Source organism: Sorangium sp. So ce406 (assembly GCF_051474675.1).
Taxonomy (GTDB): domain Bacteria; phylum Myxococcota_A; class Polyangia; order Polyangiales; family Polyangiaceae; genus Sorangium; species Sorangium cellulosum_G.
Genome location: NZ_CP150340.1, coordinates 11,739,171 through 11,753,694 on the forward strand (window position 1 = coordinate 11,739,171; position 14,524 = coordinate 11,753,694).

Genomic DNA, 14,524 nt, shown 5'->3' on the forward strand with positions numbered 1-14,524 from the left:
GGCCGACGGCGTCACGCTTGCTCGGGCACGCCCCCCGTGAAGCGCGCGGACAGCGGGAGCTTGACGTCCTCGGCCAGGTTGCCCTTGCCGGGGACGTGGTTGATCTCGAGCCGGATGCCGTCCGGATCCTCGAACAAGATCGAGTAGTAGCCGGCCGCCCACGAGCCCTCCTCCGGCGCGTGCACGAGCTTGCCGCCGAGCGCGGCCAGCGTGCCCTCGAAGAACGCGTGGAATGCGTCGATGTCCTCGCGGCTGCGGGCGCGGAAGCACAGGTGGTGCAGGCCGGGCTTGTACTGGTGGAATCGGGTGCCAACGTACTCCGGGTTCACGGGGCGAATCAGCAGGCCGGTCTTGCCGCCGATGTAATAGAGCGAGGGCCGCTCGCCCTCGCCGCCGGGATCGTCGTACTGGCACTGCATCTCGAAGTGCTCGCACAGCGCGCGGTAGAACGCGCGGCTGCGCGGGAAATCGGTGACCGATAGCTGGATATGGGCAATGCCGGCGAGGTTCATGGCGATCACGTTAGCCCACGTCCCCGGCCGGCCGCCCGCCCCTCGTTGCACCGGGCGGTACGGCGACGCCCTACGAGGCCGCGGCGAGCCGGCCGGGGCGCCGCAACGGGCCTGGGCGCGCGCGTCGGTCGGCCGGACGCCTGCCTGAAGCTCGAGCGTTGGTGCGCTCCTTGCTGAAAGCCCGGCTCCCCTCCCGGAGGCCATCACATGACCGATCGCAAAAACCCCGTGAATCCGTCGTCCAAAGAGCCGAGCGATAAGGGCGCTGGCAGCGCGAAGCAATCGATGGGCGGCCCGTCGGCGAAGCCGCGGGCGGCGCGGCCGAAGCGCAGCCTCCTCGAGCGCGCGGCGACCGCGCTCGGCAGCGGGACGAGCAGCGAAGACGACGGGGTGCGCAACCTCGCGGCCGCCGACCGCCTCGACGCGAAGGTCGACGCCACCGAGGCGCTCGTCGCCGCCATCCCCGAAAATGTGAACAAGCCGGCCGAGTATGCGCTGCGCGGCAAAGTGCCACAGCCGCCGCAAGGTGCCACAGCCAAGCCCGAGAACCTCGACGCGACCGCCAGCACGATCACCGAGAGCAACGAGTCCGAGAAGAACGGCGGCAAGGCGGCGCCGGGCGAGAACCCGAACCAGGGGCCGCTGCAGAAGCACCGGGTCGACTCGCTCGGTCGGGCGCTGACGACGAATCAGGGCGTGCCCGTCGGGGACAACCAGAACTCGCTGCGCGCGGGGCTGCGCGGACCGACGCTGCTCGAAGACTTCATCCTGCGCGAGAAGATCACGCACTTCGATCACGAGCGCATCCCCGAGCGCGTCGTGCACGCGCGCGGCTCTGGCGCGCACGGCTACTTCGAGTGCACCGAGGACATCACCTCGCTCACGAAGGCCGCGCCCTTCGCGAAGGTCGGCAAGCGGACACCGGTCTTCGTGCGCTTCTCGACCGTGGCGGGGGAGCGCGGCAGCGCCGACACGGTGCGCGACACGCGCGGCTTCGCCGTGAAGTTCTACACCGAGGAGGGCAACTGGGACCTTGTCGGCAACAACATGCCTGTCTTCTTCATCCAGGACCCGATGAAGTTCCCCGACGTGGTGCACGCCGTCAAGCCCGAGCCGCACCACCAGATGCCGCAGGCCTCGAGCGCGCACGACACCTTCTGGGACTTCATCTCGCTCATGCCCGAGTCGATGCACCACATCATGTGGCAGATGAGCGACCGGGCGATCCCGCGCAGCTTCCGCACGATGCAGGGCTTCGGCGTGCACACCTTCCGGCTCGTCAACGCGGCCGGCGAGGCGACGCTCGTGAAGTTCCACTGGACTCCCGTGCTCGGCACGCACTCGCTCGACTGGGACGAGGCGGTGAAGATCTCGGGCGCCGACCCCGACTTCCACCGCCGCGACCTCTGGGAGGCCATCGAGGGCGGCGCGTTCCCCGAGTACCTCTTGCAGATCCAGACGTTCACGGAGGCCGAGGCCGAGCGGTGGAGCTTCGACGTGCTCGACGCGACCAAGATCGTGCCGGAGGAGCTCGCGCCCCTGCGCACCGTCGGCCGGCTCGTCCTGAACCGCAACCCCGACAACTTCTTCGCCGAGACCGAGCAGGTCGCGTTCTGCACGCAGCACATCGTCCCCGGCATCGACTTCACGAACGACCCGCTGCTGCAGGGGCGCAACTTCTCGTACCTCGACACGCAGCTCTCGCGCCTCGGCGGGCCCAACTTCCACGAGATCCCGATCAACGCGCCGGTCGCCGAGGTGCACAACAACCAGCGCGACGGGTTCCACCGCCAGGCGATCAACCGCGGCCGCGTGAACTACGAGCCCAACTCGCTCGCCGGCGGCTGCCCCTTCCAGGCCGGCGCGCGCGGCTTCGCCTCGGTCGCCGAGCGGCTGCTCGCGCAGCAGGCCGTGACCGAGCCGACCAAGCTGCGGGCGAAGCCCGAGAAGTTCGCCGACCACTACACGCAGGCGCGCCTCTTCTGGGCGAGCCAGACGCCCATCGAGCGCCACCACATCGCGCGCGCCTTCCGCTTCGAGCTGACGCGCGTGCAGACCCAGGCCATCCGCGAGCGCATGGTCGCGATGCTGCGGAACGTCGACGAGGGGCTGGCCGCGCGCGTCGCGGCCGACCTCGGCATGCCGCTGCCCGAGCCGCTCTCGATGGTGGTGCCGCCCGTCAAGAACCCCGAGGTCGCTGTGTCGCCGGCCCTGTCGCTGTTCGCCCGCCCCGGCGACGGCCGCATCCTCGGCCGCCGCGTCGCGATCCTCGTCGCCGACGGCGTGAGCGGCGCGGCGTCGAGCGCCCTCTACGACGCGCTGCTGCTGGCGGGCGCGGTGCCCCGCTACGTCGGCGCGCGCCTCGGCGTGGTGCGCACGGTCGAGGGCGACGAGCTGCCGGTCGAGGTCACGATCGAGGCGGCCCCGAGCGTCCTCTTCGACGCGGCGGTGCTGCCGCCCGGCGCGGGCGCGGCGGCGCTGGCGCTCGACGGGCTCGCGGTCGAGTTCGTCCAGCTCCAGTACCGCCACTGCAAGCCGCTGCTCGTGCCGGCGTCGGCCGCGTCGCTCGCCGCGGCGGCGGGCGTCAAGGCCGCCGCGGCCGGCGCGGAGGCCGACCCGGGCCTGCTCGTCCTGCCCGACGACGCGGTGGCCCAGGCGGCCCCGGCGTTCATCAAGGCGATCGCCATGCACCGCGCGTGGCAACGCCAGACCGAGCCGCCGGCGGTCTGACCCAGGCCGGCCGCGGGGGCGGCGCGCCGGGCGCGCCCGCCCTCGCGGCCGGGTCGAACAGGACACGCTCTGTCGACCCAGGGCAGGTCCCACGGCGGGGCTTGACGCCTCCGGAGCGTTTGGATTCCTTGGGGCCCAACACCCTCACAGCCGAAGGATCTCCGCGTGTCGGTCAAGGACCATCTCTCCATCTCGCCCGAGGTCAGGAAAGCGCTCGTCGACGGCCTGCCGGTGGTGGCGCTGGAGTCGACCATCATCACGCACGGCATGCCTCCTCCGCAGAACCTCGAGATGGCGCGGCGCGTGGAGGCGGTGATCCGCCGCAACGGGGCCGTGCCGGCGACGATCGCGATCATGGACGGCAAGCTCAAGGTGGGCGTGACGGCGGACGATCTCGAGCGGCTGGCGAGGGCGGGCGGTAAGGCGGCGAAGGCCTCGCGGCGCGACGTGGCGGCGCTCCTGGTCTCGGGCGCGATGGCCGGAACGACGGTGGCGACCACGATGATGGCGGCGTCCTGGGCCGGTATCCAGGTGTTCGCCACGGGCGGCATCGGCGGCGTGCATCGCGGGGCCGAGACGACCTTCGACATCTCTGCCGACCTGGAGGAGCTGCGTCAGACGCAGGTGGCGGTGGTCTGCGCGGGGGCCAAGTCGATCCTCGACATCCCGAAGACGCTGGAGACGCTCGAGACGAGCGGCGTGCCGGTCCTGGGCTACAAGACCGACGATTTCCCGGCCTTCTGGGCGCGGCAGAGCGGGCAGAAGGTGGACCACAGGATCGAGAGCGCCGAGGAAGCGGCCAGGGTGATCGCATTGCAGTTCGAGCTCGGCATGGGCGGGATCCTGGTGGCCAATCCCATTCCCGAGAGCCATGCCCTGGACGCCGGGGCGATGGAGGTGTGGATCGAGGAGGCGATCAAGGGCGCGGAGGCAGAGGGCGTGAGCCGCAAGGACCTGACGCCGTTCCTCTTGAAGCGCATCGTCGCGCTCACCGGGGGCAAGAGCCTCATCGCCAACATCGCGCTGGTCGAGAACAACGCGGCGGTGGCGGCGGAGATCGCGGTGGCGATGAGCAAGCTCGGGGCAGGGTCGCAGGCGAAGGCATGAGCGAGGCCGGCCGCGTGCTCGTGGTCGGCGACGTGATGACGGACGTGATCGTCCGTCCCGAGGGCCCGCTGGTGCGCGGCTCGGACCGGCGCGCCAGGATCGAGAGCCGGCCGGGAGGTTCGGGGGCGAACCAGGCGGTGTGGCTTGGTTCGATGGGAACGAGGGTGTCGTTCGTCGCCCGGGTGGGGGCGAAGGACAAGCCGCATCTCGAGGCCTATTTCAGGGGCTTCCATGTCGACCCGATCCTCGTGGCCGACCCGCAGGAGGCGTCGGGCGTGCTGGTCATCCTCGTCGACGCCGACGGGGAGCGGAGCTTCCTCACCGACCGGGGGGCGAACCTCGCGCTCGAGCCTTCGGACATGCCGGTGGGGCTCCTCGACGAGACGCGGCTGGTGCTCGTCTCGGGGTATTCGCTGTTTGCCGAGGGGCCTCGGCGGGCCGTGCTGTGGCTCGCCGAGGAGGCGCGGAGGCGCCGCGTCCCGATCGCCATGGACGCCGCGTCGGTGGGCTTCCTGCGGGAGGTGGGGGTCGGGGCTTTCCTCGAGTGGACACGAGGGATGTCGACGCTGTTCGCCAATGCCGACGAGGCGGAGGCGCTCTCGGGCGCCGGTGACCTCACCGGGCAGATGGTCGCGCTGGGGGCCTGCTTCGAGCGGGTGATCATCAAGCGCGGCGCACGGGGCGCGGCGGTGGGCGGCCGGCAGGGCGTGCGTCTCGACGCGCCGGCGCCGCGGGTGGAGGTGGTGGACACGACCGGCGCCGGCGACGCGTTCGCGGCCGGGTTCATCGCCGCGGAGATCGAGGGCGCGGGCGAGGCGGAGTGCCTGCGGCGCGGGATCGAGGCGGGAGCGAGGGCGGTGACGCGGCTGGGCGGGCAGCCGGCGTAGACACCGGATCGAGGCGGCCTCGGGCGTGACGATCGGACTCGGGCGCCACCCCGGGAGGGGCCATGTGCCCGGGGGAGGGCCGTGTGGGGGCAGAGGGGGCGCAGCCCCTACCACGGTCCGTGACGTTCGATGACGCCCGCGAAACATACGCCATGTCCCGAGATGTCTCGCGTTGTATTCTGTATCTCACCCATCGCGTGAGCGGCTGTTGTGGTCCTCGTATCTGTCTCTTGCCCTCTTGACAGATCGAACCGGCGTGTGGTGCGCTCATCGCAGACGAATCATGTGCAGCAAGCAGGCCTCATGACGAGGATTGGACGACGCTGGCTGGCGGCCTCCGGGGTTGCGCTGATGACGGCGGGGTGCGGATCGGGCGACACCTTGGACGGGAGCGCCTCACCCATCACACGAAGGCCGCCTGCCGAGAACGAGTTCACCCCGGTGGAGCTCGAGGAGACGCTCGACGACCTGGTCGCCGAGATCAACAAGAAGCCTGGCGAGCCGATGCAGATGGCGGTGCTGCTGAAGTCCGTCAACGGCTTCTTCGAGCCGATCGCCAAGGGGGCGATCCGGGCCATGGGAGAGCTCGACGCCACGGGCAACGTGATCGGGTCCCCCGAGCCGCCGGGCGATCAGGCGAGAGACATGGAGCTCCAGAACCTGCAAATCGAACAGGCGTTGATGGATGGCGCCGAGGCCATCGGCATCACGCCGTTCGGCGACGCCAACGTCGCCGCGCTCGATGTCGCCGTCGCGAAGGGGGTCCCCGTGGTGACGCTCGACAGCGATCTCGTGGCATCGAAGCGCTCGATCTACGTCGGGACCCTCAGCGAGCCTGCCGGAGTGAAAGCAGGGCAGGCCCTGCTCGCCCTGCTGCCACCGCCGCCGGGCACCGTGGTGATCCACGGCAACGCCGACCCGACGTGGGTCGACGGAGTGAATCGAACGCAGGGGGCCCGGCAGGTGTTCGAGGCAGCCGGGTACACGACCGTGGTGCGTCAGGCCACCTGGAGCGAGGAGGGCGAGGCCGAGGACGTGGCATGGATGAAGTCGCAGATCGAGACCGCGGACCCGCCCGCCGTGGGACTGATCGGCCTGTTCGACATCGCCTTCCGGTGCGCCATGGCCGCGGAGGCCGCGGGCAAGCCGGACCTCCCCGTCGTCACCTTCGACTTCCATCCGAGGACGGTCGATTACATGCGCCAGGGGCGCATCAAGGCCACGCACATCCAGCGACAGTATTACCAGGGCTATTTCGTGCCCTACATCCTCCACGCCATCAAGAACATCGGCCTCCAGGCGACCAGGGAAGTCCTTGCGCAGCGGATGGTCGACGGCAGCCGGTTCAACCTTGGCCTCGACGTGGTCACGGCGGACAAGGTGGACGCCTACAGCGACTTCCTCGGCATCATCGACGCAAGACCATAGCGGTGTCGCGGCCCGCGGGAGCCCCCGTGCGGGGTGAAGGCGCCGGGACCGGATGGGCCCGAGTTGGCTCGCCAGGCGCCGTTCCCGCGGGGCTAAATACGGACGGAAACTCCACGGTTTCCTCTCCGCGGCGGCGGTCGCTTTGTCTTGACAGCCAAGTCGCCGAGGCCGCTATCGTCGAGCGTGCGTTCCGCCTCATTCTTGCGCCGCCTCGCCCCCGTCCTGCTCGTCGCCCCGCTCGCCGCGGTGCTCGGATGCCATGGCGACGATGCCCCACGACATCGTGCACAGGAGCACGGCATCGGGGCGGCTGCCGCCGCGCTCACGGCGCCGCGCTGGGACGTGGCGCCGCCGATGAACGTCGCCCGGAGCAGGCACACGGCGACACGCTTGCTCGACGGGAAGGTCCTCGTGGCCGGCGGTGCGAGCGCGACGGCCGAGGTGTACGACCCGGCCACGAATGCATGGACGCTCGTCGCGCCGATGAGCACGCCGCACACGGGCCATACAGCGACGCTCCTTCCGGACGGCAGGGTCGTCGTGGCCGGCGGTGTGACAGAGGCCGTCGAGATCTACGACCCCGCCACGGACACATGGACGCTCGCCGCGCCGCTCCTCTGGCCGCGCGAGCGCCACACAGCGACGCTCCTGCCCGATGGCCGCATCCTCGTGGCCGCCGGCGAGCTCGACGAGTGGGTGATGAGTTCGAGCGAGATCTACGATCCCGCCGCGGACTCGTGGACCGCCACGGGGTCGATGGCGCAGGCGCGCTCCTCCCACGCGGCCGCGCTCTTGCCGGACGGCGACGTCCTCGTGGTGGCCGGGGTGGGCTCCTCGAGCGACCCCATCGGCAGCGCGGAGCGCTACGATCCGGCCACGGGCACGTGGACCGCCGCGGGCTCGGTCCAGAACCGCGAAGGGCACACAGCGACGCTCCTCGAGAATGGCAAGGTGCTCGTCGCCGGCGGCTACACCGATTACGGCGGCGAGGGGTTCACCTCCACGAACCGCAGCGCGGCGCTCTACGACCCGGCGAGCAACACCTGGTCGACCGCGACGCCGATGAACGTCACCCACTACAGGCACACGGCCACGCCGCTCGCCGATGGCCGGGTGCTTGTCGCCGGCGGCGGGGCGCCCACGGAGGTCTACGATCCGGCGAGCGGGAGGTGGTCGCTCGGCAGGTACCTGAACACGGACCGGAGCGGCCACACCGCCACGGCGCTCGCGGACGGGCGGGTGCTCGTGGCCGGCGGCGGGAGCGCGAGCGTCGAGCGGCTCACCTTCGCGTCCCAGGGCGCCTCTTGCCTCTTCGCGGGCGAGTGCGCGAGCGGCTTCTGCGTCGACGGTGTCTGCTGCGACACCGCGTGTGACGCGGGCGCGTGCGACGCGTGCGCGGCGGCCGCGGGCGCGTCGGCGAACGGCACCTGCACGCCGCTGAGCGGCGCCGTGTGCGGCAGCGCCGACGGCTGCACGGCGAACGGCGTCTGCCAGGCGGGCGCTTGCGTCGGCGATGAGCCTGTCGGCTGCGCTTCCGCGTGGACGCCGGCCGGGATCATGCCCGTGCCGCGGCACGACGGCTCGTGGGCCGAGCTCGCCGACGGCCGCGTGCTCGTGGCCGGCGGGTACGACAACGACTGGAGCGATACCCTGTCCGCGAACCTCTACGATCCGGCGACGAACGCCTGGAGCGACGTCGCGCCGCTCTCGCGCGTGCGCCGCAAGCCGGCGTCGATCCGGGTCTCGACCGGCGAGATCCTCGTCGTCGGCGGCGATTCTCCGTCGACGGCCGAGGCCTACGATCCGGCGGGCGACACGTGGACGCTCACCGGCGCCATGGCCGCGCACCACGACGCGAGCGCCGCTCTCTTGCGGCTCCCGGACGATCGTGTCCTCGTCGTGGGCGGCGGGACGGCGGTCGCCGAGCTCTACGATCCGGCGACGAGATCCTGGGCTGTGACGGGCTCGCTCGGCGTCGCGCGCTCGCGGCATTCGGCGGTCCTCTTGCACGACGGGAGGGTGCTCGTGAGCGGCGGCGCGGGCAGCCCGGCGACGGCGGAGCTTTACGACCCGGCCACGGGGGCGTTCTCCCCGGCCGGGACGCTGACCTTCGCGCATGCCGGGCACAGGGCGACGGTGCTGCTCGACGGCAGCGTGCTCGTGGTGAGCGGCGACGGCGCCGATCGGTATGACCCGGCCACGAATACCTGGACGCCGACGCAGGCGCTGCTGATGCCGCCCGCCGATTTCACGGCGGTGCTGCTCGGCGACGGTCGGGTGCTGGTCACGGGCGCGCCGCACGTCCCGCACGCGCAGGTCTACGATCCGGCGACGAACGACTGGACCGTGACCGGGCCCCTGGACGTCGCGCGCCGGCGTCACACGGCCACGCTGCTCGGGAACGGCATGGTGCTCATCGCGGGCGGCAGGGAATGGACGGGCGGCAGCGAGTGCACCCTCCGCAGCGCCGCGGTGTACAACCCCGTGACGAACGGCTGGTCGACGGTGCCGAGCATGAGCAGGCTACGCGACGCTCCGTGGTCCGTGCTGCTCGAGGGCAACCGCGTCCTGGTCTTCGGGGGGCTGCTGGCAGGGTGTTCGTCCGGCGACGGCGACCCCGAGGCGCATGGAAGGGCGGAGATCTACGAGGGCGGTATCACTCCGGAGGGCGGCGGCGGAAGCGGCGGCGCGGGCGGAGTCGGCGGCGCGGGCGGCACCGGCGGTGAGGGCGGCATGGGTGGCGCGAGCGGCACCGGCGGCACCGGCGGTGTGGGTGGCGTGAGCGGCACCGGCGGTCAGGGCGGCATGGGGGGCGCGAGCGGCACCGGCGGCACGGGGGGTGAGGACGGCGTGGGTAGCGGGAGCGGCACCGGCGGCGGCGAAGAGCCGGGCGGCGTGGGTAGCGGGAGCGGCACCGGCGGCGGCGAAGAGCCGGGCGGCGGCTGCCGCGCCGCCGGCAGACCCGCGGAGAGCGGCGGGCGCGGCCTCGCGGCCCTCGTGGCCCTGGGCGCCGCCTTCGCGCGCCGCCGCAGGCGCTGAAGCGCAGACGGCCCGCGAAGGCCCGCAGCGGCCGCCCTCGTCCTGCTCGGTGACCCTGCGTGCTCAGTACCGCTCGCTGTCGTTCTTCGGCGCCATCGGCCACGCCGGCGCGCTCTCGCCGTTGATCGTCGTGCCGCCGTTCATGAACGCGCCGGCCATGCGCAGGAAGCCGGCGGGGAAGTTGAGCGTCGGCGCCGAGAGCGCGTCGAGCGCGGCCACCTGATCAGGCGCGAGCGTGACCTCCAGGGAGGCGAGGTTGTCGTCGAGCTGCGCCAGCGTGCGCGCGCCGATGATGGTGGAGGTGACGCCCGGCCGGGCCACCACCCAGGCGAGCGCCACGCGCGCCGGCGTGGTCTCGAGATCCCTGGCGATCTCGACGAGCTTGTCGACGATGGCGTACGCCTTGTCGTTGAGCGCCGAGAGCACGAACGGACCGCGATCCGTCTTGTGTTTGCCGTCGTTCTCCCGCGTGTACTTGCCGGAGAGCACGCCGCTCTTGAGGGGCGACCAGGGCGTGACGCCGAGGCCCAGCTCGCGCGCCATGGGGATGAGCTCCCCCTCCACCGTGCGCTCGAGGAGCGAGTGTTCGATCTGCAGCGCGATGAACTGCGCCCACCCGCGGAAGCCCGCCAGACCGTGCGCCTGCGCCACCTTCCACGCCGGCGTGTCGGAGACGCCGACGTAGCGGACCTTGCCGGCCGCCACCAGGTCGTGGAGGGCTCCCACGGTCTCCTCGATGGGCGTGTTCTTGTCCCAGATGTGCATCCAGTAGAGGTCGATGTAGTCAGTCTGCAAGCGGCGCAGCGACTGCTCGCACTGCGCGAAGATGGCCTTCCTCCCGGCGCCGCCGCCGTTGGGGTCGCCGGGGTAGAGGTTGGCGGTGAACTTGGTGGCGATCACCGCCCGGTCGCGCTTGCTCGGGTGGCGGCCGAGGTGGTCGCCGATGATCTTCTCGGAGTGGCCCCTGGTGTAGGCGTTGGCGGTGTCGATGAAGTTGCCGCCGCGCGAGAGGAAGCGATCGAGGATCGCCTCGGAGTCCTTTACGCTGGATCCGAAGCCGAGGTCTTCGCCGAAGGTCATGGCGCCGAGGCACAGGGGGCTGACGCGCAGCCCGGAGCGGCCGAGGGTGACGTAGTGGTCGAGGTTCATCGCGGTTCTCCTGGGGGTTCGGGGCGAAGGGCCCGTGCTGGACCGCACCGTGCGCCCGTGCCGGCGTGCAATCTTGGAGGAAACGGCCGAGACGGGGCCGGGCGGGTTGATGGCGGCCAGCGGCGGGGGCACGATGGCGTCGTGCCGGGATCGAGCGAACAGGTCGTCGCGCGGCGCGCCCCGCACCTGGAGGTCGGCGCGCCGGCGTCGCGTGTGCTCCGCAATTTCATCGTCGCCGTTCGCGCCGTCACGCCGCCGGTCACGAGCATCGACCTGCTGCCCGACGGCACGACGACGCTTGTCTTTCGCCTCCTCGATGCGCACCGCGGCGACATCGTCGTCCTCGGGCCTCACACGCGGGCCGTGTACAAGCGCGTGCCGCGCTTCCTGCTCGCGGTGCAGGTGGTGTTTCGACCCGGCGGCGCGTACCCCTTCTTCGGTGTGCCGATGGACGAGCTCGCCAATCGCATCGTCCCGGCGCGCGATCTCTGGGGCCGACGCGCCGACGCCCTGCTCGAGCAGCTGATGGCGGTCGGAGCCGGCGTCACGCCGGACCCCACGCGAGCTCGCCTGGAGGCGATCGAACGCGTCCTCGAGGACCGCGTGCTCGGCCCCGACGTGTTCGAGCCCGCATCGGCGGCCGTCGCGCGCGCCGCGGTCCGGAAGCTCTCGCTCGGGGGGATGACCGTGGAAGAGACGGCGCGCGCGCTCCACGTCAGCCCGCGGAACCTGCGACGCGCCTTCGTGGCGACCGTCGGCGTCTCGCCGAAGCAGTACGCGCGCATCACCCGCTTCCAGCGCGCCGTCTCGAACGTGCAGGTCGCCCGCGGTTCGTGGTCGGAGGTCGCCCTCGCGAGCGGGTACTGCGATCAGCCGCACCTGGTCCGGGAGTTCCGCGAGCTCGCGGGTCTCTCGCCGGTCGCGTTCATGAAGCGACGCTCGATTAGCGAGATCGAGCGCGCGGGCTAGCCAGCAACGCACTCGGCCTAACTCTCGAGAGGGTCGACGAGCTCGACGCGGCTCCACACCTCGCCCTCGCACGAGCCCTCGGCTTCGACCCAGGCGCGGCACTGCGCGCACTCGGTATAAATCTTGAAGCGCTCGGGCAGCCGCCAGCGCTCGCGGTCGGCCGTCGACAAGGCGCACTCCTCATCCACGTGTTGTCGCGGCGGCGAAGGCATCCCCTGTACCCACTCGAAGAGGCCGCAGGGACCGTCCTTTCCTTGCCAGCCGTCGAGCGTCGTTCGACACCTGGGGCAAGCGAGCGGCGGCTCCGGCGTGTACCAGTCGAACATCCCCATGCTGGAACCTGCCAGTGCGTCCCGGTCGCCTGGCTATTTCAGTCGGTCCCGCCAGTAGCCAGGCCTTCGACTCGTGTGGCCAAATGCCAGCACGAGGACATGCTCGTCGCGGATGACGAAGTAGGCCGCGTATGGGAACCGTGTGAACAGGAACCGGCGAACGATCTGGCTGCGCGAAACGAGAGGCCATGTGGTCGGGCTCGCCGCGATTGCATTCAGTACGCGATTGGCCTCGGCCAGCAGATCGTCACCGAGGCTCTCTCGCTCCTGCTCATACCATTCCGCGGCGGCGGTAAGCTCGGCATCTGCCTCGTCGAGAACGACGACCCTCATTTGCGGTTCGCGCGGAGACGCCTGGCGAGCCGCTCCCGAACCTCGTCCCAGGGCTTCACCGTCGCCGTGCCGCGGTCCACGTCCTGCAGACGTCGCTCCACCTCGGCGAGCCAGGCAGCCTCGACGTCCTCGTCCGCAGGTCCGTCGAGGCTATCGATCAAGCGCTTCGCGACGTCTGCTCGCTCCTCCGGCGGAAGTTGCAGGGCCTCGGCCAGCACGGCGTTCCTGGACGACATGCCGGGATTGTAGCAGGATTTGAGCCCATAGCGCAGCGTGGTGAGCCCGGAGTTCCCCGCGGGGACCAGCCGAGGCGCTACGGGCCGGTGCGAGCGAGCTTGAGCTCCACGCACGATCCCCACCGATCTGGAAGTCCCGGATCGGCGAGGTTTGCCCGACGCGGGATCCGCGAGGGTGTGCAGCGCGCGCTCGTCAGGCGAGCGCGCGCTGCACACCCCGGAGCGCCGCTCGTCCGCGCCGTCGCGCTACCTGCACGATCCCGTCTCGATGGAGTGCGGGCGCACCGAGGTGTTCTGGATGCTGTTCGGGTCGGTCACCGCGACCTCGCGGCCCCAGCCGGTGAGTCCGGCGAAGGTCCCGTCGGTCGTCATGTCGAACGGTCCGTCGTTCTGACAATCGCTGTTCTTGACCGCGCCCCACGACCAGGCGAGCCACCCCACCTCGTGCTCGACGCTCTTGGCGAGGAGGGTCTTGTAATCGAACGGGTGCTTGCCGCACTCGTACACGGCGTGCTGCGCGAACTCGCCGACCATCAAAGGCAGGTCCAGCGCCACGGACTCTTCCAGCTCTCTCGTGATCGTGGCCCCGCTCCCGTCCGTCCACCACATGTGCACGCTGAGCAGGATATTGGGATCGTGCGCGACGAGCGCGGGCCCGACGGCCTGGAGCTGGTCGATGTTCTGCCCCCATTTCGAGGCGTCGATCACGAGCGGAACCGTGATGCCGGCCTCGCGCATCCGGGTGATGGCCTGCTTGTAGCCCGCCTCCCACGCCGCGTCGTCCACCTGGTCCCCGACCTCGTTGCCGATGTTCACGAGCAGGTTCTGCTCGTGCTTCTTGATCACGGCGACGACGTCCGCCTTCGTCCAGTAGTCGACCAGGGTCGGCAGGAGATCCCACTTCCCCGTGGCGTCGTGCAGCTCGACGATCGGGATGAGCTTCTGCGCGAGCGCGTTCGTGATGGCCTGATCGAGGCCCGCCGCGGACTCGGTGGCGAGCCAGACGATCCGCACCGCGTTGGCGCCGGTCTTCGCGATCTCCGCGAACTCCGGCAGGCCGTCCTTTCCTGACGCCAGCCAGACGACCATCTCGTTGACGCCCCGGAGCAGCACCTTCTCTCCGCAGCGGTCGTGGAGGAAGCGGCCGCGCACCGAGAACCCCGTCGACGGCTCGCCGCCCCCGGCGCCGGTGCCCGAGGTGGCGCTGGTGCTCGTCGTGGCGCCGGTGCCTGTCGTGGCGCCGGTGCCTGTCGTGGCGCCGGTGCCCGTCGTGGCGCCGCTGCCCGAGGTGGCGCCGCCGGTGCCGGACGTGGCTCCGGTGCCGCCCCCGCCCGTGCCCGACGCGTCCCCGCCCGATCCAGTCGTCTCCTGTCCCGAGCCCTGCTGGCCGTCCGAGTCGTCCCCGCATCCCACGAAGAGGCCCAACGCCACGAGGGCTGCTCCGGCCCAACCAGCCACCGACCCATGAAGAACGCGCATCGTGATCTCCCTCTAGCTCTCTCCTGACCGCATCTGGCGACGTACGGCCCTGGTCGTGCGTGATCTCGCGGCGACGCCTTCTCCTCGTGCAGGGCGACAAGCGCCCTCGCACGCCGCGTCGCATGGCGAACGGCGCGCCGATCACCCCCTGCCTGGCCAGGCCTGGGAGGGACGCACGGCGAGGAGAGAACGCATTCGTTCCGCGGATCGACAAGAAACCAAGAAGCCGCGCACCCGGTCGCGCAAGCCGCGCGCAAACTACCCCTACGTCATGGTCCGAGGTGCGAGGGAAGTGCAGCCAGGAAAGCACTTAAACGGTTCAG

At 71.0% G+C, this 14,524-nt stretch carries 12 protein-coding genes; 6 read left to right on the top strand and 6 right to left on the bottom strand.

Annotated elements, in window-relative coordinates; translation table 11 throughout:
- Positions 1-11: 11 nt before the first annotated feature.
- Positions 12-512 (bottom strand): VOC family protein, encoded by a 501-nt coding sequence (locus tag WME96_RS44170; RefSeq protein ID WP_437287541.1) that lies wholly within the window; start codon positions 510-512, stop codon positions 12-14.
- Positions 513-719: 207 nt separating this feature from the next.
- On the opposite strand from WME96_RS44170, the gene WME96_RS44175 reads away from it, so the two are divergent.
- The 5 genes from WME96_RS44175 to WME96_RS44195 all read left to right on the top strand — a co-directional run bounded on the left by WME96_RS44175 (position 720) and on the right by WME96_RS44195 (position 9,703).
- On the top strand, positions 720-3,242 hold the full coding sequence (locus WME96_RS44175; protein ID WP_437287542.1) for a catalase: 2,523 nt from the start codon (positions 720-722) through the stop codon (positions 3,240-3,242).
- A gap of 165 nt (positions 3,243-3,407) precedes the next feature.
- Entirely contained in the window at positions 3,408-4,349 is a 942-nt protein-coding gene (locus WME96_RS44180) for a pseudouridine-5'-phosphate glycosidase (RefSeq protein WP_437287543.1), read from the top strand.
- Complete coding sequence (locus WME96_RS44185; RefSeq protein WP_437287544.1) at positions 4,346-5,236, top strand: carbohydrate kinase family protein; 891 nt, start codon at positions 4,346-4,348, stop codon at positions 5,234-5,236. The genes WME96_RS44180 and WME96_RS44185 overlap by 4 nt, the downstream gene beginning before the upstream one ends.
- 303 nt (positions 5,237-5,539) lie before the next feature.
- Positions 5,540-6,664 (top strand): substrate-binding domain-containing protein, encoded by a 1,125-nt coding sequence (locus WME96_RS44190; protein WP_437287545.1) that lies wholly within the window; start codon positions 5,540-5,542, stop codon positions 6,662-6,664.
- Between the two features lie 183 nt (positions 6,665-6,847).
- Positions 6,848-9,703, top strand: coding sequence for a Kelch repeat-containing protein (locus WME96_RS44195; protein WP_437287546.1), 2,856 nt, complete (start codon positions 6,848-6,850; stop codon positions 9,701-9,703).
- 63 nt (positions 9,704-9,766) lie between these two features.
- Here the strand turns inward: WME96_RS44195 and WME96_RS44200 are convergent, their stop codons facing one another.
- Complete coding sequence (locus WME96_RS44200; RefSeq protein ID WP_437287547.1) at positions 9,767-10,852, bottom strand: aldo/keto reductase; 1,086 nt, start codon at positions 10,850-10,852, stop codon at positions 9,767-9,769.
- A 141-nt stretch (positions 10,853-10,993) separates the two neighbouring features.
- Between WME96_RS44200 and WME96_RS44205 the strand changes: the two genes are divergently transcribed.
- Positions 10,994-11,821, top strand: a complete 828-nt coding sequence (locus WME96_RS44205) for a helix-turn-helix domain-containing protein (RefSeq protein WP_437287548.1) — start codon at positions 10,994-10,996, stop codon at positions 11,819-11,821.
- 17 nt (positions 11,822-11,838) lie between these two features.
- Here WME96_RS44205 and WME96_RS44210 read toward each other — a convergent pair whose 3' ends face one another.
- The 4 genes from WME96_RS44210 to WME96_RS44225 all read right to left on the bottom strand — a co-directional run bounded on the left by WME96_RS44210 (position 11,839) and on the right by WME96_RS44225 (position 14,201).
- Positions 11,839-11,991, bottom strand: a complete 153-nt coding sequence (locus WME96_RS44210) for a hypothetical protein (RefSeq protein WP_437287549.1) — start codon at positions 11,989-11,991, stop codon at positions 11,839-11,841.
- A gap of 195 nt (positions 11,992-12,186) precedes the next feature.
- On the bottom strand, positions 12,187-12,486 hold the full coding sequence (locus WME96_RS44215; protein ID WP_437287550.1) for a type II toxin-antitoxin system RelE/ParE family toxin: 300 nt from the start codon (positions 12,484-12,486) through the stop codon (positions 12,187-12,189).
- The gene (locus WME96_RS44220; RefSeq protein WP_437287551.1) at positions 12,483-12,704 is read right to left on the bottom strand and encodes an addiction module protein; all 222 of its coding nucleotides are present in this window, start codon (positions 12,702-12,704) and stop codon (positions 12,483-12,485) included. The genes WME96_RS44215 and WME96_RS44220 overlap by 4 nt, the downstream gene beginning before the upstream one ends.
- A 264-nt stretch (positions 12,705-12,968) precedes the next feature.
- The gene (locus tag WME96_RS44225; protein WP_437287552.1) at positions 12,969-14,201 is read right to left on the bottom strand and encodes a cellulase family glycosylhydrolase; all 1,233 of its coding nucleotides are present in this window, start codon (positions 14,199-14,201) and stop codon (positions 12,969-12,971) included.
- Positions 14,202-14,524 lie beyond the last annotated feature (323 nt).

Bases quoted from the DNA above. Each gene is read 5' to 3' on its own strand.
- WME96_RS44190 (WP_437287545.1), top strand. From the start codon at position 5,540: ATGACGAGGATTGGACGACGCTGGCTGGCGGCCTCCGGGGTTGCGCTG.
- WME96_RS44225 (WP_437287552.1), bottom strand. From the start codon at position 14,201: ATGCGCGTTCTTCATGGGTCGGTGGCTGGTTGGGCCGGAGCAGCCCTC.
- WME96_RS44185 (WP_437287544.1), top strand. From the start codon at position 4,346: ATGAGCGAGGCCGGCCGCGTGCTCGTGGTCGGCGACGTGATGACGGAC.
- WME96_RS44175 (WP_437287542.1), top strand. From the start codon at position 720: ATGACCGATCGCAAAAACCCCGTGAATCCGTCGTCCAAAGAGCCGAGC.
- WME96_RS44215 (WP_437287550.1), bottom strand. From the start codon at position 12,486: ATGAGGGTCGTCGTTCTCGACGAGGCAGATGCCGAGCTTACCGCCGCC.
- WME96_RS44200 (WP_437287547.1), bottom strand. From the start codon at position 10,852: ATGAACCTCGACCACTACGTCACCCTCGGCCGCTCCGGGCTGCGCGTC.
- WME96_RS44170 (WP_437287541.1), bottom strand. From the start codon at position 512: ATGAACCTCGCCGGCATTGCCCATATCCAGCTATCGGTCACCGATTTC.